The sequence below is a fragment of the Scopulibacillus cellulosilyticus genome, from assembly GCF_042665295.1.
GTDB classification, from domain to species: Bacteria; Bacillota; Bacilli; order Bacillales; family Sporolactobacillaceae; genus Scopulibacillus_A; species Scopulibacillus_A cellulosilyticus.
In genome coordinates this window covers 13,752-32,524 of the sequence record NZ_JBHTCO010000045.1, presented here as the reverse complement: position 1 = coordinate 32,524, position 18,773 = coordinate 13,752, and the positions used below count along the sequence as shown (strand labels likewise).

15 protein-coding genes are annotated in these 18,773 nt (G+C 40.3%); 10 read left to right on the top strand and 5 right to left on the bottom strand.

Annotation, left to right across the window (positions count from 1 at the left end):
- Window positions 1–102: 102 nt before the first annotated feature.
- The 5 genes from ACFQRG_RS21280 (at window position 103) to ACFQRG_RS21260 (ending at window position 5,487) form a co-directional block, all read left to right on the top strand.
- The gene (locus tag ACFQRG_RS21280; RefSeq protein WP_380970035.1) at window positions 103–1,698 is read left to right on the top strand and encodes an OPT/YSL family transporter; all 1,596 of its coding nucleotides are present in this window, start codon (window positions 103–105) and stop codon (window positions 1,696–1,698) included.
- Window positions 1,699–1,713: 15 nt separating this feature from the next.
- Window positions 1,714–2,769: a DUF917 domain-containing protein gene (locus tag ACFQRG_RS21275; RefSeq protein ID WP_380970033.1), complete on the top strand. Its 1,056-nt coding sequence runs from the start codon at window positions 1,714–1,716 to the stop codon at window positions 2,767–2,769.
- Window positions 2,770–2,818: 49 nt separating this feature from the next.
- Window positions 2,819–3,757: a DUF1177 domain-containing protein gene (locus ACFQRG_RS21270; protein WP_380970030.1), complete on the top strand. Its 939-nt coding sequence runs from the start codon at window positions 2,819–2,821 to the stop codon at window positions 3,755–3,757.
- 1 nt (window position 3,758) lies between these two features.
- The gene (locus ACFQRG_RS21265) at window positions 3,759–4,430 is read left to right on the top strand and encodes an AroM family protein (protein WP_380970027.1); all 672 of its coding nucleotides are present in this window, start codon (window positions 3,759–3,761) and stop codon (window positions 4,428–4,430) included.
- 94 nt (window positions 4,431–4,524) lie between these two features.
- Window positions 4,525–5,487: an aminopeptidase gene (locus ACFQRG_RS21260; protein ID WP_380970025.1), complete on the top strand. Its 963-nt coding sequence runs from the start codon at window positions 4,525–4,527 to the stop codon at window positions 5,485–5,487.
- A gap of 53 nt (window positions 5,488–5,540) precedes the next feature.
- Here ACFQRG_RS21260 and ACFQRG_RS21255 read toward each other — a convergent pair whose 3' ends face one another.
- The 5 genes from ACFQRG_RS21255 to ACFQRG_RS21235 form a co-directional block, all read right to left on the bottom strand.
- Window positions 5,541–6,974, bottom strand: a complete 1,434-nt coding sequence (locus ACFQRG_RS21255; protein ID WP_380970023.1) for a sodium:solute symporter family transporter — start codon at window positions 6,972–6,974, stop codon at window positions 5,541–5,543.
- 60 nt (window positions 6,975–7,034) lie between these two features.
- Window positions 7,035–8,381: an APC family permease gene (locus ACFQRG_RS21250; protein ID WP_380970021.1), complete on the bottom strand. Its 1,347-nt coding sequence runs from the start codon at window positions 8,379–8,381 to the stop codon at window positions 7,035–7,037.
- Window positions 8,382–8,447: 66 nt separating this feature from the next.
- A complete protein-coding gene (locus ACFQRG_RS21245) occupies window positions 8,448–9,260 on the bottom strand; it encodes a carbon-nitrogen hydrolase family protein (RefSeq protein ID WP_380970018.1) in 813 nt (270 codons plus the stop codon).
- Window positions 9,261–9,574: 314 nt separating this feature from the next.
- The gene (gene speB / locus ACFQRG_RS21240; RefSeq protein ID WP_380970016.1) at window positions 9,575–10,567 is read right to left on the bottom strand and encodes an agmatinase; all 993 of its coding nucleotides are present in this window, start codon (window positions 10,565–10,567) and stop codon (window positions 9,575–9,577) included.
- 160 nt (window positions 10,568–10,727) lie between these two features.
- On the bottom strand, window positions 10,728–12,128 hold the full coding sequence (locus ACFQRG_RS21235) for a sigma-54 interaction domain-containing protein (RefSeq protein WP_380970014.1): 1,401 nt from the start codon (window positions 12,126–12,128) through the stop codon (window positions 10,728–10,730).
- A gap of 249 nt (window positions 12,129–12,377) precedes the next feature.
- Between ACFQRG_RS21235 and ACFQRG_RS21230 the strand changes: the two genes are divergently transcribed.
- The 5 genes from ACFQRG_RS21230 (at window position 12,378) to gsiC (ending at window position 18,768) form a co-directional block, all read left to right on the top strand.
- Window positions 12,378–12,773 (top strand): nucleotidyltransferase substrate binding protein, encoded by a 396-nt coding sequence (locus ACFQRG_RS21230; RefSeq protein ID WP_380970012.1) that lies wholly within the window; start codon window positions 12,378–12,380, stop codon window positions 12,771–12,773.
- A 158-nt stretch (window positions 12,774–12,931) separates the two neighbouring features.
- Window positions 12,932–14,965 (top strand): methyl-accepting chemotaxis protein, encoded by a 2,034-nt coding sequence (locus ACFQRG_RS21225; protein ID WP_380970010.1) that lies wholly within the window; start codon window positions 12,932–12,934, stop codon window positions 14,963–14,965.
- A 213-nt stretch (window positions 14,966–15,178) separates the two neighbouring features.
- Window positions 15,179–15,928, top strand: a complete 750-nt coding sequence (locus ACFQRG_RS21220; protein WP_380970008.1) for a gamma-glutamyl-gamma-aminobutyrate hydrolase family protein — start codon at window positions 15,179–15,181, stop codon at window positions 15,926–15,928.
- 262 nt (window positions 15,929–16,190) lie between these two features.
- Window positions 16,191–17,777, top strand: coding sequence for a glutathione ABC transporter substrate-binding protein (locus ACFQRG_RS21215; protein ID WP_380970005.1), 1,587 nt, complete (start codon window positions 16,191–16,193; stop codon window positions 17,775–17,777).
- A 70-nt stretch (window positions 17,778–17,847) separates the two neighbouring features.
- Window positions 17,848–18,768, top strand: a complete 921-nt coding sequence (gene gsiC, locus ACFQRG_RS21210) for a glutathione ABC transporter permease GsiC (protein WP_380970002.1) — start codon at window positions 17,848–17,850, stop codon at window positions 18,766–18,768.
- Window positions 18,769–18,773 lie beyond the last annotated feature (5 nt).

The following is an 18,773-nucleotide window of genomic DNA, read 5'->3' as shown; positions in this document are numbered from 1 at the left end:
CACAGAATTCAAAAAAAACGGTCATATATTTGAATCTGAAGTTGTCGAATAATTATAAACTATAGTATAAATTTTTCTTTAATGCCGAAAGGAGGGACTTAAATGAATACAAAAACAGGTAAAACCTTTAATCTGTCATTCATCATTTTTTGTATTATTGTATCCGTTTTTGGTGCAATTATTGGTATGCAAATTGTCACAACACTGGGGATTACGCCAAATACGTCTATTATCGGCGCCTTAGTTGCAATGGTTGTTGCCCGCATCCCAATCAGTATGTTTTATCGGTACAAGTCACTTGAAACGCAAAACCTTGTACAGACATCGATTTCTTCTGCAACGTTTGGTGCTGCAAACAGTCTGTTAATCCCTATTGGCATTCCGTTTGCCATGGGACGTACTGATTTGATTTTACCGATGTTTATTGGTTCGGCATTTGCATTAATTGTCGATGCACTTATTTTGTATAAGGTTTTTGATTCCAAACTGTTTCCTGCTGAGGAGGCTTGGCCGCCTGGAATTGCAACAGCGGAATCTCTAAAAGCAGGTGACGAAGGCGGAAAGCGGGCCGGATTTTTAGGTATCGGCATTCTTGCCGGACTTATTGGCTCATGGATAGGCATTCCAATGTCCGCTCTCGGGGTTGCATTTATCGGCAATATTTGGGCGCTGACGATGTTTGGCGCCGGTTTGTTACTTGAGGGATACGCTAAACCGTTGTTTGGTGTCAATCTTGATGCGCATTATATACCGCACGGCATGATGATCGGTGCGGGGTTAATAGCATTAATCCAATTTATTGCCACACTATTTAAACATAAAAAGAACCCTGCCAATGAAGAAGCTGCGGCAGCTTTACAAGCTGATAAACAAACGTCAACCCGTACCGATCAAGATGTTAAAAAAGCTTTTAGTTTCGGCTTTTTAGCGTTTTTCGTCGGAATTTTACTTACCGCATTATTCGGCGGTCTCTTTAGTTCCATGTCAGTCCCTCAATTGATTTTGTTTATGCTTTTCGCTGCTTTAGCCGGATTGGCTCATGAAGTCATCGTTGGGATTGCGGCCATGCATTCGGGATGGTTTCCAGCATTTGCGGTCAGCTTAATTTCCTTAATCATCGGCATGCTTATCGGCTTTCCGCCGCTGGCGCTGGCGCTCTTAGTCGGTTATACATCCGCAACGGGACCGGCCTTTGCCGATTTAGGTTACGATTTTAAAAGCGGTTTCCTTATTCGCGACCGCAGTCAAATTGCCCTTGAACTGAAAGGGCGTAAGTTACAATTAAAAGCCGGCTTTATCGGGTTTATTGTCGCTATTATTATGGTTGCTCTTTTTCATCATAACTTTTTCAGCCAAAATTTAGTGCCGCCTGTAGACCGCGTCTATGCAACAACAATTAAAGCGGGTCTTTCCGGCGGTGTCGGACTTCAACTGCTGCTTTGGGCAATTCCTGGCGCATTGATCCAACTTATCGGCGGTCCGAAACGTCAATTAGGCATTATGTTTGCAACTGGATTATTAATTGTTAATCCATTAGCTGGTTGGGCTGTTATAGCCGGTATTCTGATTCGCGTATTCATTTTGAAATGGAAAGGGAAAGAAGCAGAATCCGTCATGTATACAACAGCAGCGGGATTTATCGCAGGGGATGCACTATACAGCTTTTTCAGTTCTATTTTTCAGGCACGCATAAAGTAGGAGAGGAGATTCGATATGAACGTTATTTCTTTAGATCAAGAGACGGTAAAAGCGGCTGTCTACGGCGGCGCTGTATTAGGCGGCGGAGGCGGCGGCTGGATTTCTGAAGGGTTAGAAAACGGCCGTTTGGCATTGGAATTAGGCGATCCTAAGTTAGTTGCTGCAGGTGAGCTTAATGATGAAGACATCGTTGTTTCTGTTGCTCTTGTCGGTGCACCTGCCGCCAAAGATCAGTACGTAAAACCAAGTCATTATGTTCGAGCCATTCAGTTGTTGTCGGAAAAAGCAGGCGGGAACATTGCCGGTATTATTACAAATGAAAACGGCGGGGGAACGACAATCAACGGATGGATTCAATCGGCATTGACGGGGCTTACGGTCGTTGATGCGCCTTGCAACGGCCGTGCTCATCCAACCGGAACAATGGGTTCTTTGAATCTAACAGAATTAGATGACTATGTGTCTCATCAAGCTGCTGTTGGCGGAAAAGGCGATCGCTATGTAGAAAGTGTTGTTTCAGGAAACCTTGATAAAGTATCCTCGGTTGTTCGCTATCTCTCCATTCAAGCCGGCGGCGTCGTTGCTGTTGCCCGTAACCCTGTCTCTGTAGGACATGTCAAAGAAAACGGGGCACCGGGAGCGATTCAACAGGCGATTGAAATCGGCCGGTCTTATCTTTCTCATGCAAGCGGGGAGTCGATCATTCAAGAGGTTGTTTCCAAATTAAACGGGCGTATATTAACGTCTGAAGAGGTGACAGATGCCCGCTTAGAAACAAAGGGCGGATTTGATGTAGGCACGGTCCGATTATCAGATTATGAACTATCGTTTTGGAATGAATATATGACGGCAGAAAAAGACGAGGAAAGGTTAGGCACATTCCCGGACTTGATTATGACATTAGATACAAGAACAGGAAAACCGGTGGTGACCGCTGAAGTTCAGAAAGGGCAGCATCTGACTGTTATTCATGTGCCAAAAGAACATTTATTACTAAGTACGACAATGAAAAATTCAAAGCTTCTCAAAGCCATTGAACCTATTATTGAAAAGAAAGTCGTGTCATTGTAGCACGTCTGTCTGCATCTAACTTTGTTATAATATTAAAGGAGAGATTATCATGACATTAAAACAAACATTAACTGTAATAGATTTGCTGGATGATGCTAATGCAACAGGTGAAAAAATTATTGCACTTTTTTCTGATTATCCTCATGTTGAAGCAACCTCTAAGACAGTAGAAGGTGAAAAAGGCTCAACAGATTTCGTGAAAATTGTCATCTCCGGTACCGAAGGGAAAAGCAATGGCGGAGATGCACCAACCTTTGGCATTGTCGGCCGTTTGGGAGGTGTCGGTGCCCGTCCAAAGCGTATCGGCATGGTATCTGACGGCGACGGCGCAGCGGCGGCATTGGCTGCAGCGATTAAATTGGCAGAAAGCAGCCAAAGAGGCGACCGTTTAAAAGGGGATGTCATTGTCTCAACGCATATTTGCCCGACCGCTCCTACTATCCCTCATGAACCTGTAGAATTTATGGGATCGCCGGTAGATATTTTAACAATGAACCAAAACGAAGTTTATTCAGAAATGGAAGCTATTTTATCTATTGATACAACAAAAGGCAATCGCGTCATCAACCATAAAGGCATCGCCATTTCGCCAACTGTTAAAGAAGGGTATATTTTAAGGGTCAATGATGATTTGCTTCGCATCATGGAAATGACGACAGGCAAACTGCCGGCGACTTTCCCGGTTACCATGCAGGATATTACACCTTATGGAAATGATGTTTACCATATTAACAGCATTTTACAGCCTGCGGTTGCAACGGATGCACCAGTCGTTGGGCTTGCCATTACCTCTGAATCTATCGTTCCCGGCTGCGGCACAGGTGCAAGCCATGAAGTTGATATTGCTGATGCGGCACGTTATTCAGTAGAGGTTGCTAAAGAATTTACAGCTGGCATCACAAAGTTCTATGATGAACAAGAATTTGAAAGACTTTTATCTTTATATGGACCAATGAACGTTTTGCAAACAAAAGGTAAGGAAGAATAATATGAAACAGAAAGTCGGCTTATTAACAATTGGACAGTCTCCGCGGGTCGATATGACTCCTGAAATGAAAATGTTTTTGGGAGAACAAATTGAACTGGTTGAAATGGGAGCGATTGACGGGATGTCTGGTGAAGAGCTTAAGGAACTTGCGCCTGTTCCCGGGGACTTAACCTATGTCTCCCGTCTTAAGGACGGCGGTTCCATTAAGCTTTCAAAACAAGCCTTGCTTCCAAAGCTTCAAGATAAAATTAAACAATTAGAGGCAGCTGGCGTTTCTTCTACAATCTTGGCTTGTACAGGAAGCTTTCCGCCATTTCAACATGAAAAACCGTTGTTGTTTCCTGATAAGGTGTTAGCATCTGTTGTCCAAGCAGTTTTGCAAAAAGGAACATTAGGAATTATTATGCCGTTAGCGGAACAGTTAGATCTAACAAAAGAGAAATGGGGAGGATCCGGCTTAGATATCAAATTTGCTTCAGCCTCGCCGTATGAACCGGCTGATTTTTCCGAAGCAGCCAAGGAACTAAGGGAACAACAAGCCGACCTTATTGTGCTGGATTGCATGGGCTATACTTTTGACCATCAATCACTTGTCCGCAAAGTAAGCGGGGTGCCGGTCATCTTATCCCGCAGCATTGTGGCCAAGGTAGCGGGAGAACTGGCCGCCGGGTGATTATTTTGATTATTTTAAGCATGAAAGGGATGTCTTTCATGCTTTTTCCCGTCAAAAGGAATATTATAAAAAGATCTTTGAAAGGGGTTTATCCATGGAAAACTTTCAAGAATTAGTTGAAATTGCGAAACAGTTATTAAAAACAAATCTTAACCTTCAATCACAAGAAACTGTGCTTGTTGTAACGGATACAACGAGAACAGACATTGCCCAAGTTTTCTTTGAAGCGGGACAAGCACTTGCAAGTGAAGCACAGCTGCTAGTGATGGCGCCGCGGACAAAGTCAGGTGAAGAACCGCCGGTACTTGTTTCAGAAGCCATGAAGCATGCTGATATTGTTCTTTGTATCACTGAGCATTCACTGACTCATACGAATGCAAGAAAAGAGGCATCTAAACGCGGCGCAAGAGTAGCAACAATGCCGGGCGTGACGATGGATATGTTAACAGAAGGCGCTTTAACAGCCGATTATGCAGAAGTTAAACACTTATGCCAAACCGTTTCTGAAAAGCTTAATCCGGGTAAATCTGTAACGATACTCACCGGCGAAAATAAAGAATATCAACTGGAATTAAGTATTGACGGAAGGAAAAGCATTGACAGCACAGGGATCTTCCAAAACCCGGGCGAATCCGGAAACCTGCCTTCCGGAGAAAGCTATCTGGCCCCTGTAGAGGGAACAACGAATGGTCAAATCTTGATTAACGGATCTATTTCTGGTATCGGCAAGCTTTCTGAACCGGTATTGCTTACGGTTAAGGATGGCCGTCTTGAAGATGCGACCGGGGAAGAGGGTAAAAAGCTGCTTGAGATGCTTGGATCAGGTCTTGGCCGTTCTGTCGGAGAACTTGGCATCGGCACAAACCCTGCTGCACGAGTCACCGGCAACATTTTAGAAGATGAAAAAGTCTATGGAACGATTCATGTTGCCTTTGGCACAAATATTACTTTCGGAGGAACGGTTGAAGCGGGCGTTCATATTGACTGTGTTGTATTAAAACCGGAGCTTAGCGTTGACGGGGAAGCCGTTGTTAAAGATGAAAAGGTTATAGCATAATTAAGCAAAAAACAAGCCGTTGATTTTATCATCAACGGCTGCTTTTTGACCTTTTACATTATTTTTTTATCCTGGACATTAGCTTCTTGAATGGCATCCTCTTTAACATCTTTTTTAACGAAAAGCACGCCTATAATCATCACAATTATTCCTGAGATTAATCCATAAATAATAGGATTTAAAGATGAGATACCTTCAATAATTAAATCTAAAACAACGATCAAAGAACTAATAACCATAGAAGCCATAATGACCTTTTTAGAAACACTTTTCCAAAATAGAGCAGCAATTACCGGGAGAAGGATACTGCCTGTTAATAAGGCATAAGCAACGTTTAAGGCATCGACAACATTTTGCAATGCAGCAGCTATTAAAATAGCAACGGCACCAACGATTAAGTTCATTAAACGAACTAATTTAACTTCTTTTAAATCACCTGTTTTTGATTTTCTGAATGGCAAAATAAAATCGTTGACGATGATCGTAGACGAGGCCATGATCGTTCCTGAAGCTGTTGACATAATAGCCGAGGCGATAGCGGCAATCACTAACCCTATCAGCCCTGTCGGTAAAATATTTAAAATAAGATCAGGGAGGGCTTTTTGCGGATCATGCAAGTGCGGGAGCAAAAGACTTGCCATCATACCGATAACAGCTCCGGCAATGCCGTAAATAATGCAATACAGACCGGCCATAACTGTCCCATTTCTCATGACAGATTTGTTTTTGCTTGTGAAAGCCCGCTGCCAAACGTCTTGACCGATCATCATGCCAAAGAAGTACAGTAAGAAATATGAGAAAACCGCTTTGCCGCCAATCCTTGTCACATCAAGAGCACCTGGTTTGAGATGATGGACAGCGCTTTCAATGCCGCCTGCGTGAAAAATGCTCAGAGGCAATAAGATCAGCAAGAGTCCAATGGTCATCACCCAGAATTGGATAACATCCGTTAATGTGACTGCCCACATGCCGCCCAGCATTGTGTAAAATATGACGATAGCGCCGCCAATGATGATTGAAATCACTTTATTCCAATGGAACATTGATGAAAACATTTCTCCCATTGCGATAATGGCAACGACAGCGACCATCATATCGTAAACGGCCATGATCAGCGCGCTATATAGACGGCTGCTTTTTCCAAACCGTGTAGCTAATAATTCGCTGACACTAAAAACATTTAAATCACTGAGCTTTTTTGAAAAGAATATGCCCATTCCTAAAATTCCCAGTCCGATCATGCCAACTAACCACATACCGGAAATACCGTATTGGTAGCCTAACGCTGTACTTCCGAATGTAGAAGCACCACCGAGAACGACAGCGGACATAGCAGGGACGTAAAGGCCGTATCCAAGCCTTTTCCCGGCCACTAGAAAGTCTGACTTGCTCTTAATTCTTCTGGAACTAAACACACCCACGCCAATGAGTACCGCAAAATAAGCAAAAATAATGACGAAATCAAAATCTGTTAAAATATCAGACACCTCCAGTCATTTGTTGACTCATTATCAATCAAATCTTTCTTTATTTTTATTAACTTTTTTTCAATGAGTTTCTTCAATGCTAAATTCAGGAGGAGCTTGTCTAAACATTTTTGTAAGGTTTAAAAGGTACAAAAATCCCAATCCAAGCCAAACCCCTCCAAGTATAAGTGAATGAATGTCAAGCTTTACCCAAAATAATCCTACAAGCAGGGCACCTATTAATGGAATAACAAAATATTTGATTGTCCCAGTCATGGACCTTTGCTTCTTTCGGATATAGAAGTAAGAAATAACCGAAAGATTCACAAAGAAAAAGGCAAACAACGCTCCAAAGTTAATAAAAGATACGGCTGTATCCAGATTTAAGAAAAGGGCGCATAATGCAACGGCACCAATAATTAAAATATTGATGACCGGCGTACGGAATTTCGGAGACAGATAGCCAAAGATTTTTTTCGGCAATACATTTTCTCTTCCCATGGCATATAAAATACGTGAAGCACTGGCCCCCGATGCAATAGCTGATGCAATACAGGTCATGGTTCCTTCGGCAAGAACATAACTTGTCAAAAAGTTACCTCCGATATACTTTGCTATTTCCATATATGCAGAATCAGGTTCTTTAAAAGATTGGTAGTTTGGCCAGTCAAGCTGTAAAAAATACGAACCGATAATATATAATGCCCCGCCAATCATTGTAATAAGATATATAGCCCTTGGTAATGTCCTTCGAGGGTTTTTCGTTTCTTCAGAAAGGGTTGTTACCGCATCAAATCCTAAAAAGGAGAAGCATAAAACAGGGATCACAGATATGAAATTTGACATTTTTACATTTGAATCCAAAAACGGCAGTGCAGAAAAAAGTGTAGCTGCACCTTGACCATTGAGAAGCCCCTTAATTGAAAAGACAGTGAAGAGTGTGAACGTCCCAAATTGAAGAAGCAGGATGGCTGTATTAAACTTAGCTGCTACAGTTATGCCAAGTATATTTATGACGGTAATCGTAATGATAAAAAGAATAATCCCAATGTACATAGGAATCGAAGGAAAATATGCCTTCATTGCTATTCCTAAAAATAAAGAGCTGATCATTGGACTGAACACATAATCCAGTAATATTGTCCAACCAACGAGAAAACCCATGTGCGGACTTAGTGATTTTTGTGTAAACGTATAGGCAGCACCCGCATTTGGAAATGCCTTTACCATTTGTGCATAACTAAAGGCTGTGAATAACATAACGACTAGAGCAACGATATAAGCAGATGAAATCATCCCGTTCGTTTCATGAACAGCTACGCCATATGTTGAATACAAAGTTGTAGGAGCCATAAAGGTTAAACCAAAAAATACGACATATTTTAAAGAAAGGGACCGTTTAAGAGATGGTGATTTTTTATTATTCATACCCATTCCTCCATGCCCATACTTTTACAGTTTTTATCTCAGAATTAGTTTTTTATTCTGGCTTATTTAGATTTTAATCTCCCAAACTTCCTTACCAATTTCCTTTGAAGGAGTATGAATTAGCACTCTGCGATCCTTCAGATAGTGATAATGCTGTCTGCTCTCCTGAACAAGCGACAAATCTATCGATGCTGATAACACCTCTTCTTCATGCCCCGCTTCAGCAATGATCCGGCCATATGGATCAACAACAACGCTCTCTCCAACGAACGTAGTGTCCTCTATCTGTCCAAGTCTATTTGCCATCGCGACAAATATTTGATTCTCTTGGGCTCTTGCTTGAATGGCAACACGGTGTACCGGACCATCCATATTTCCATCTGTCACCAACAATATCTCTGTTCCCATACTGGCAACTGCACGTGCTGTTTCCGGAAATTCTATATCGTAGCAAATGAGCAGTCCGACTTTTGTGTCTTGCCAGCTGCAGCTCCGAAAACAATTTCCGGCTTTAACTGCGTCAGCTTCGTCTACCCACAAATGGGTTTTGCGATAAGAGAGCAGCAATCCTGCCGGTCCTACCAGAACAGTTGTGTTATAAATGTTTTCTCCGTCTTTTTCATATAAACCAACAACAATTGAGGTATTAGCTTCTCTCGCTTTACGTTCTAAATGTTTAACAATAGGACCATTTAATGGCTCGGCTAATGTGCGGCAAGCCTCTGAAGAAGGAAATCCCGCAATAAATGCTTCAGGAAATAAAATGAGATCATGAGAATGACCATATTTATCAACGACATTATCCAAACGATTAAGATTGTTTTCAACCTTCCCGTCTTCACAAATGAGTTGTGCCAATGCGATATTTACCTTTTTCATAATAAATGACTCCTTTTATTCGATGAATAAAATCTCACCAAGTTAAATCAAAAACAAATTTGCCCAAATATCAGATACTTTCAAAGAGGGCATACTTATTCTTCGATTGGTATCGTTAAGATACCAATCGAAAAGGTTCTTTGTGCTTAATTAATTTTTCATACTATCAGAAAGTATATCTTGGCAACATAGATGCCGGTTCGGCGCAGTTACCAAGATAAGGTTGATAGTATAAACGCAACAAAGAGAGACTTCGAACGCAGTGAGTTAGCGAAACTTGTGCTCTGGAGTACTAGGCCTCTGTCTTCGCCTTTTTAATGCTTGCCAATCGGCAAGTTTTCTTTATTTGTTTTGATATCTTTTTCTTGTTCCCGGCGTTTCTTTAAGGCTACTAATGTGATCATTTCAAATATAATAGACGATGCAGCTATGGCGGTTATTTCACCGCTGTCATAAGAAGGAAGGACCTCAACTAAATCAAACCCGACAAGGTTCAAACCGTCTAATCCTCTGGCATATTCTAGACCTTCATAGCTTGTCGGACCGCCAACTTCAGGCGTTCCCGTACCAGGAGCATAGGCCGGGTCAAGAAAGTCAATGTCATAAGAAACAAATACCGGTTTATCACCGACTCTTTCATGAATTTGTTTCATAACATTTTCATAACCGAGCTTTCGAACTTCCTTCATTGTAATCACTTTAAAGCCAAGATCCCTCTGCTCCTGAATATCTTCCGGACCGTATAAAGGACCTCGCATCCCAACTTGAATGGAATGATCGACATCAAGAAGTCCCTCTTCAACAGCTCTTCGGAACGGCGTGCCGTGCATGTACTTCTCTCCGAAATAGTTATCCCAAGTATCACCATGCGAATCAAAGTGAACAAGGGCTACAGGGCCGTACTTTTTAGCGAATGCCCGCAAATGACCAAGCGTAATCGAATGATCCCCGCCCATTAAAATAGGTGTGACGGATTTTTCAAGGATTTTATCGAGCTCGCTTACAATGTTTTCATAGGTTCTATGGATATTGCCTGGTATAACGTCGATGTCCCCGTAGTCCACACCGGAGCAATAATCGAAAATATTGATATCCTGATCAGGATTATAAGGGCGTAACAGTACAGAAAAGTCCCGGATATGCTGAGGGGCGTACCGTTGACCTGTTCTATTCGAAGCAGCTGTATCAAAAGGAACACCAGCAATAACAAAGTCGACATTATCAGTAGTTCTCACTTGTTCTAATCTCATAAAAGTCCGTGTTCCGCAAAAGCGTGGCGATTTAGATGAATCTTTTGGTTTATACATCGTTGCAGCCTCCTAAAAAATATCTTTCAACAGTAAACATTGCAAACATTATGCCAACATTTTTTTATTGTAAAAGACGTGTAATAAGGCGATTCTTGATTCAAAATTGAATCGAGGAGGGGAGATTTAATTCATTTTGAATGAAATGATTCAAAATGAGTTAATGAATATGATATTTTTTTAGACGGCGAACAACTGTCGGTTGGCTTAATCCAAGATATTTAGCCATTTCATAGGTTGATTTATATTGACGGTAGGCGCGCTCAAGCCAACTTTTTTCAACTTTTTGCAAAGCTTCTTGCAGAGTTAAATGCTGGCTGTCAAACCTCTCCAATTCGGTCCAATTTGTATACTGATTATCATCGTTTGTTTCATAAAATGGCAGGCTATTTGGATAGATGGTATCCGTATCGCTTGTAATGACGAGCCTTTCAATTAAATTTTCCAGCTCCCGTACATTACCCGGCCAGTCATATTTGAGAAGGGCATCAATTGTTGCTGAATGTAAAACTTTATGAGATTGATATTTTTCATTGAATTTTAAAACGTAATGATGAACAAGTTTATAGATATCTTCTTTTCTTTCACGCAAAGAAGGAATTGCAATCGGAACAACGTTCAAACGGTAATAAAGGTCCTGCCGGAATTTTTTCTCCATAACAAGATTCTCCAGATTTTGATTGGTGGCTGCCACCAAACGGAAGTTCACTTGTTTCATGCCATTTCCGCCAATTCTCGTTACCTTTTTACTTTGTAAAACTTGAAGCAATTTCACTTGAATATCGAGTGAAAGCTCACCGATTTCATCCAGGAATAGAGTCCCGTTATTTGCGAGTTCAATCATACCTTTTTTTCCTTTTTTGTTGGCCCCTGTAAATGCCCCTGCTTCATAGCCGAACATCTCTGACTCAAAAAGGTTTTGGGGAATGGCACCGCAATTGACTTCTACAAAGCTTTCATTTTTTCGATCGCTCATATCATGCAGAGCATGCGCAAAAACTGTTTTTCCAACGCCTGATTCACCGAGCAAAAGGACCGTAGCGTCTGAATTAGCGACACGATGAACCAAATCCCATGTTTTCTGCATTTTTTTACTGTTAATAATAATATTTTCATTGCCAAACTGCTTCTCTTGCAATTCTTTTATTTTAAATTCATACTGTTTCATTTTTGTTTGCAGCTGCTCGTAGTCTTCCCGCAATTTTTGAATCTCGGTCAGGTTATGGGAAAAACTAATGATTCTGATGATTTTTTTATTGACATCAAAAACCGGAATACCGGTGGCCATGACGACCCTGCCCGTCAGTGTTTTTTGCATGATCTGTACTTCTTTTTTCTCTTTTAAAACTCTTAAAGACACTGATGGCGTAAAGACTTTTTCTTTTTCTAATTCAAAGACTGACTTCCCAATCAAATATGACCGGCTGCAGCCATAAATTTCTTCACAGTTTGGACTGGCTTTTAATACTTGTCCGTCTCCATCGGTTATCACAATATTATCATTGGATGCCTTTAAAATGGCATCAAGTTCTACTTCTGAAGGATGTATGTTTTTATCCATGATCATCACCTGAATTAATTTTTTTGCTAATTTAATTATTACATTAATTTATAAAGATGTGATAATTAAATTTTTCCATCATTACGGTTTTTATTTTTGTTATTTTCAAATAATTATTGCCGTTTTCTTATTTTTTCGAGTAAAATATAAGCAGCAGCAACATAAATGAATAATTTGGATTCTCATTTCTTAAAAAGTGATCATATATTTAAGACAAGATCTTAAAAAAATATAGAAGGAAGGTATTATATGGAGAGGTTATATGAACGAGTAAGTCTGGCCAGGCAAGCGCTGCTTGCATTAGAAGAAGTTATGGAGATTAATGAACCGACTGCTATTGAAAGGGATGCATCCATTCACCGATTTGCATTTACCTTTGATGCCGTTTGTAAGGCAGCGCGGCTCATGTTATATGAGGTGGAAGGCCTTAATGTTTTTTCACCTAAAGGTGTTGTTCGTTCATGTTTTGAAGTCGGTTTATTTGATGTGGCCGAAAATAGACAAGCCTTGCAAATGGTTGTAGACCGTAATCTGACAGGCCTGACCTATGATGAAACACTGGCAAACGAGATCTATGGACGGTTAAAATTATATTTTTCATTACTTCAAAAATGGTTTCAAGGGATTCAAGCAAAAACGGCTTAGAATTCCTTTTATACCCCCCGCTGAATTCCCGCTTTTTCAAAGCCTTGATGAATATTTAATTGCAGTTATTTCATAAACATCCCTTATTCACTGGCCGATATTTAATATAGATTTACTCAATTATAAGGTATTTTAGTGAATGCGAGGTAGGGGATGAAATGAGTGAAACGCAATTATCTGAAAAGACACACGTTAAAAAGCAAAAAAGGAGATTAGGCATTCAAGGTCAGATTCTCGTTCCTTTTCTTTTATTGATCATATTATCCGGATTAGTCATTTCCTTTTTAGGGTACGAATTCAGCGCCCAATTAACAAAAAAAGAACTTACTGATTCAATGCTCGATAAAATGGTCAGTGTCAATGATGGTTTTAATTACTTTTTCCAGAATGCTGAAAATACGGTTAACCTCTTTTCAAATAAAAACGAGCTGAAAAACTACAAATCAAATAAGTCATTAATATTAAGTGAATTTAAAGACCTTGTAAAATCAGATAAAAGCATTTTATATGCTTATATGGGAGATCAAGCAAAGGGAAAAATATATGATATAACAGGGGACACGTTTCCGCCTCATTATGATACCCGAAAGCAGCCATGGTATAAAAATGCTGTAGAAAATAAAGGCAAGGTTGCATGGACAAAACCGTATAAGGATGAAGCAACAGGTCAACCGGTTATCAGTGTTGGTCGTGCCATTTATAAAGGTAATAAGTTAATAGGCGTATTTTCTATTGACCTGTCGATACAAACTCTTGTTAACCAGGTAAAGGATATAAAGATTGGTAAGAATGGTTACGCTGTATTATTTGATCAAAGCGGTGATTATTTAGCGACACCGCATAAAGACCTGCTTGGAAAAAATGCATCCCATACAGATTATTATAAAAAAATGAAGAAAGCCGGTAACAGCGGCATTGTTCATTATGCCTTTAAGGGACAGGACAAAGTCATGGCCTTTGTGACGAATAAGACAACAGGTTGGAAAGTTGCAGGTACGATTCCTGTAAAGGAATTTACCGATAAGGCTAAGGGATTGATATTCCCGAGTACTATAACGCTTATCATTGTATTGATGATAGCAATCTTTATTTCTTATATTGTCACGCGGCGGATGACCAAACCCATTGGACAACTTCAAAAGGCTATGAAAAGGGTTGAAGACGGCGATTTTACGGTTCGGACGAATATCAATCGCCATGATGAAATTGGAGATTTGGCGAATAGCTTTAATCTTATGATCCGTAACAATCAACAAACGACGAAAAAAATCGTCGATGTTTCCAATGCGGTAACGGATGCGTCGCAAACATTAGCCTCCAGTACGGAGGAACATACGGCAGCTGCCAGCGATATTGCGACAACGATGGAAGAGATTTCTGCTGGCGTCCTTAATCAGTCAGAGCTTATGGAAGAAAACATGAAAGCATCAAATATTCTTTCGGATAAAATGTTAATGATTGAAAATCAAAGCGAACAAATGCAAAAAGAAGCGGATGAAATGAATGATGCTTCGAATCGGGGAATCGAAGCTATTAAAATGCTCCGCAGTCAATCGGAACGGACAACAGGGATTACAGCCGAAATTATTGAAAGTATTTTTGAACTGAATAAACGCTCTGATGCCGTTAGTGATATTGTTAAAACTATTTCTGAGATCGCAAGCCAAACCAATTTACTCGCACTTAATGCAGCAATTGAAGCAGCAAGAGCAGGCGAGCATGGCAGAGGATTCGCTGTTGTTGCGGACGAAGTTCATAAACTTGCGGAACAATCAGATGATGCGTTAAAACAAGTGGCTAAGTTAATAAAACAAATTCAGGATGGCACGAACCAAACAGTAACATTAGCGGGTGACACGAGCCGTATTATTGAAGAGCAATATGAAATGGTGAACAACACTGAAAAAGCGTTTAAGATTATTCATCAGACAATAGAGAAAAACAGTTCTCTCATTGATCAGATTACCGCTTCAATTAATGAAATGATTGATCAAAATGATAAAGTAAAGAAAAATATCGAAAACATAACCGCAATAAGTCAAGAGACCGCGGCGGGAACTGAAGAGATAACGGCTTCCATCGAAGAGCAAACAGCATCCATGGAACAGTTAAGTAAAATGGCAGATGAACTTGAAATACAAGCTGAAGAAATGAAAAAGGAATTACAGCAAATCAAACTTAAGGAAGAATAAATATATAAGCCTAAGCTTAGTCAAGGAAGCGGCGCCGCTTCTCGTCGTAAAACTTAAAGGATGTATATCAGGTTATTGTTTTGGTTGCTTTGGCAGCTGTGAGCTTGATCCTCTGCAAGTTTTCGTTGATGGCAGGAAAATCACTTATTTATATGGAAACATAGTCAATGGTTTAAGAGTGATTGAAAATAAAATTTGATAGAGGAATGATAAATGATGAAACCGATAATCGGCGTTACCGGAATGCGTCATAAACTTCCAATGACTTTACCGGGAAACCCTTTGCAAGGTGTTTATTTATCTGATGATTATGCTCACGCCATTGCTGAAGCAGGCGGCCTCCCATTTGTGATCCCTTTTCTGGATACGATAGACAATATTCAGGAGGTCGCTAATTGTATCGATGGATTATTGTTAAGCGGGGGTGTAGATGTAGATCCTTCTATTTTTGATGATGAACCCCGTCTTGGATTAGGAACGGTTATCCCGGAACGGGACTGGATTGATATTGAGCTGCTGAAAGCTGTCCGCGCACAAGGGAAGCCGGTGCTTGGTATCTGCCGGGGGATGCAAGTGATTAACATAGCGCTGGGAGGTACAATCTATCAAGATTTAGCGCATGAATGGAATGGAACGATTCAACATGCACAGCGGGCACCAAGAAATCATTTAAGTCATACAGTACATATCAAACCCGGCAGTCAACTATATGGTTTACTAGGCGATCAAGACCGTCTCAGGGTTAACTCCTTTCACCACCAATCAGTAAAAAATATCGCACCCAATATGACGGCTGTTGCCTGGGATGAGGAAGGGTTAGCTGAAGCGATAGAGCACACAGGAGATTCATTCTGCCTTGCCGTACAATGGCATCCCGAGAATTTATGGCGGAGTCACAAACAATTTCTGGGCCTGTTCCGCGGTTTGGTTGACGAAGCAGCAGTTGATCGCGGTCATTTTTAGAATTTAGGATGGAGTTGCTAGAAATAATTCCAGTTAAAAAAACAAATATTTTAATAAAAAGAAAAAGGCTGTCTCTCAAAGTATGAGAGATAGCCTTTTTCTGTATATTAAAAAAATATTGACGAATTGCACCAAATTGTGTATATTTTTATTAAAATTCAAAATAGGTTGAAATAGGTTGGAATAGTGCAATAATGGGCTTTTACATAGACAATTTTTCAGCCGTTTTGAATGACGTCTTTTAAAATAAGGGAGGAGAAATATGAAAAGGCGGTTATTCATCATCTTTAGTATTCTGATTATTTTGAGTTTGGTTTTGGCCGGTTGCGGTTCGAAGGGAGCTTCAGGCAGTAAGGAAGGGTCAGGCACTTCGGTTAAGAAGAAAGGAAAGGATATTACTATAGCGGTCCAGAGCAACTTTATTAGCATGGATCCCCAAGATACTAACGATACCCAGGGCTACTCTGCACAAAAAACAATGATGGAGGGCTTGCTTGGCTTTGATAAGAACATGAAGGTTATTCCTGTTCTGGCAAAGAGTTATAAAGTTAGCGATGATGCTAAAGAATTTACCTTTTATCTTCGTAAAGGGATTAAGTTTCAGGATGGCACACCATTTAATGCAGAGGCTGTTAAGGTGAACATTGATCGTGTATCAAATCCGGCTAACAAATTAAAACGTTACAGCTTATTTTCTCTTGTAAAAGAAACAAAGGTTATTAACGATTACACAGTTGAAGTGATTTTGAAGAAGCCGTTCGGTGCTATGATCAATAATTTTGCTCATCCAGCAGGTATGATGATGAGCCCTAAAGCAATAAAAAAATACGGAAAAGACATTGGGCGTCATCCGGTTGGAACGGGTCCTTATGAATTTGTCGACTGGAAACAAGGTGACCACCTCACTGTTAAAAAGAACCCTCATTACTGGAGAAAAGGTTATCCAAAGCTTAATAGCATCACATTTAAACCAGTTCCCGAAAATGGTTCGCGAATTGATATGCTAAAAACTGGAGAAGCTGATTTTATTTACCCTGTACCTACTGAAGAAGCTAAAAAAATCAATGGAAAAAATGGTATTGAAATGATCAGCAAACCATCGATTGTCGTTGATTATATGTCAATGAATACGATGAAGAAACCATTCAACAATCTGAAGGTCCGGCAAGCAATCAACTACGCGATAAATAAACCGGCATTTCTAAAAGTAGTATTGAATGGTTATGGACAACCATTAGATTCTGTTCTAGCCCCACAAGTTCAATTCTATTCAAAACAAAATGTCTATAAATATGATCCTGAAAAGGCTAAGAAACTATTAAAAGAAGCAGGCTACGGGGATGGATTTACCGCAACCCTTTGGGGAGACAACAATTCACAAGCAATGAAGGCAATGCAATTTATTCAACAGCAATTAGGTTTAGTGAATATTAAAGTAAAGGTTACCCCAATGGAATCTGGAACAATGGACAATAAAATTTGGTCGGTACAAAACCCTAAAGATGCCGACATTCAACTCTACTACGGCGGCTGGTCACCGTCAACCGGTGATGCGGACTGGGGTATAAGACCTTTATTGGGCGGTGAATCATTCCCGCCGAATTCTTATAACACAGCCTATTATAAGAATGATAAAGTCGACCAATTGATTAATCAGGCTTTGCAAACAGCGGATCCAAAAGTTCGCGGTGAGGCATATAAAAAGGCACAAGCTGATATTTGGAAAGATGCACCATGGGCTTTTCTAGCTACAGCTAACACAATGTTTGCCAAGCAAAGTTACTTAAAAGGCATTTACTTACTTCCGGATGGCTCGCTTGATGTGAATCAAGCTGAAATTAAGAATTAGAATTAATGATATGTCATGAAGCGCTGTGAAAATGGCGCTTCATAACATATCTTAAAGGGCGGAGATGAGAGTGTTTAGTTACTTTATTAAGAGATTAATAGGCATGATTCCTATTTTATTTGTTATTTCAATTATTATATTTTTATTTGTTCATCTAATCCCTGGTGATCCGGCACGTCTTGTTGCCGGGAAGGATGCAACAATGGCAGACATCAAACTTGTACGCCAAGAGCTGGGGTTAGATAAACCGCTTCCTGAACAATATATTTCTTATATGACTAATCTATTACATGGTAATTTAGGGACTTCGTTAAGAACGAAAGACCCCGTTAGTGTGATGTTAGCTCAAAGATTCATGCCGACCTTTTGGTTAAGTGTATGGAGTTTGTTATGGGCGCTGGTTTTTGGTCTGTTGATTGGCGTTATCTCAGCAACTAAACGTAATAAGTGGCAAGATTATTCAGGTATGTTTGCCGCAGTTTCAGGGATATCTCTGCCATCATTTTGGTTAGGGTTAATGTTAATCCAAATTTTTTCTGTGCAGTTAGGGTGGCTGCCGACCGGTGGACTTGATTCTTGGAAAAGCTATATTCTTCCATCTCTAACTTTAGGCGCCGGTATTGCAGCGGTCATAGCCAGGTTTACCAGATCTTCCTTAATGGATATTTTAAAAGAGGATTATGTTCGAACGGGAAGAGCGAAAGGGCTAAAAGAAAGACGAGTCGTCTGGAACCATGCTTTAAAAAATGCAATGATCCCGGTTGTCACAATGACTGGTCTGCAGTTTGGTTTTTTGCTCGGCGGCTCAGTTGTTGTTGAAACGGTTTTTAGCTGGCCGGGACTGGGGCGTTTATTAGTTGATTCTGTTTCATACAGGGATTATCCAGTTATCCAGGCAGAGATGTTATTATTTTCCTTAAAGTTTCTCATTATCAATCTAGGTGTAGACCTGATTTATGGTTACTTAAATCCGCAAATTCGTTATGAATAAAGGAG

Coding starts and splice junctions, on each gene's coding strand:
- ACFQRG_RS21275 (WP_380970033.1), top strand. CDS start 1,714: ATGAACGTTATTTCTTTAGATCAAGAGACGGTAAAAGCGGCTGTCTAC.
- ACFQRG_RS21215 (WP_380970005.1), top strand. CDS start 16,191: ATGAAAAGGCGGTTATTCATCATCTTTAGTATTCTGATTATTTTGAGT.
- ACFQRG_RS21230 (WP_380970012.1), top strand. CDS start 12,378: ATGGAGAGGTTATATGAACGAGTAAGTCTGGCCAGGCAAGCGCTGCTT.
- ACFQRG_RS21265 (WP_380970027.1), top strand. CDS start 3,759: ATGAAACAGAAAGTCGGCTTATTAACAATTGGACAGTCTCCGCGGGTC.
- ACFQRG_RS21235 (WP_380970014.1), bottom strand. CDS start 12,128: ATGGATAAAAACATACATCCTTCAGAAGTAGAACTTGATGCCATTTTA.
- ACFQRG_RS21260 (WP_380970025.1), top strand. CDS start 4,525: ATGGAAAACTTTCAAGAATTAGTTGAAATTGCGAAACAGTTATTAAAA.
- ACFQRG_RS21220 (WP_380970008.1), top strand. CDS start 15,179: ATGATGAAACCGATAATCGGCGTTACCGGAATGCGTCATAAACTTCCA.
- speB (WP_380970016.1), bottom strand. CDS start 10,567: ATGTATAAACCAAAAGATTCATCTAAATCGCCACGCTTTTGCGGAACA.
- ACFQRG_RS21270 (WP_380970030.1), top strand. CDS start 2,819: ATGACATTAAAACAAACATTAACTGTAATAGATTTGCTGGATGATGCT.
- ACFQRG_RS21280 (WP_380970035.1), top strand. CDS start 103: ATGAATACAAAAACAGGTAAAACCTTTAATCTGTCATTCATCATTTTT.
- ACFQRG_RS21225 (WP_380970010.1), top strand. CDS start 12,932: ATGAGTGAAACGCAATTATCTGAAAAGACACACGTTAAAAAGCAAAAA.
- ACFQRG_RS21250 (WP_380970021.1), bottom strand. CDS start 8,381: ATGAATAATAAAAAATCACCATCTCTTAAACGGTCCCTTTCTTTAAAA.
- ACFQRG_RS21245 (WP_380970018.1), bottom strand. CDS start 9,260: ATGAAAAAGGTAAATATCGCATTGGCACAACTCATTTGTGAAGACGGG.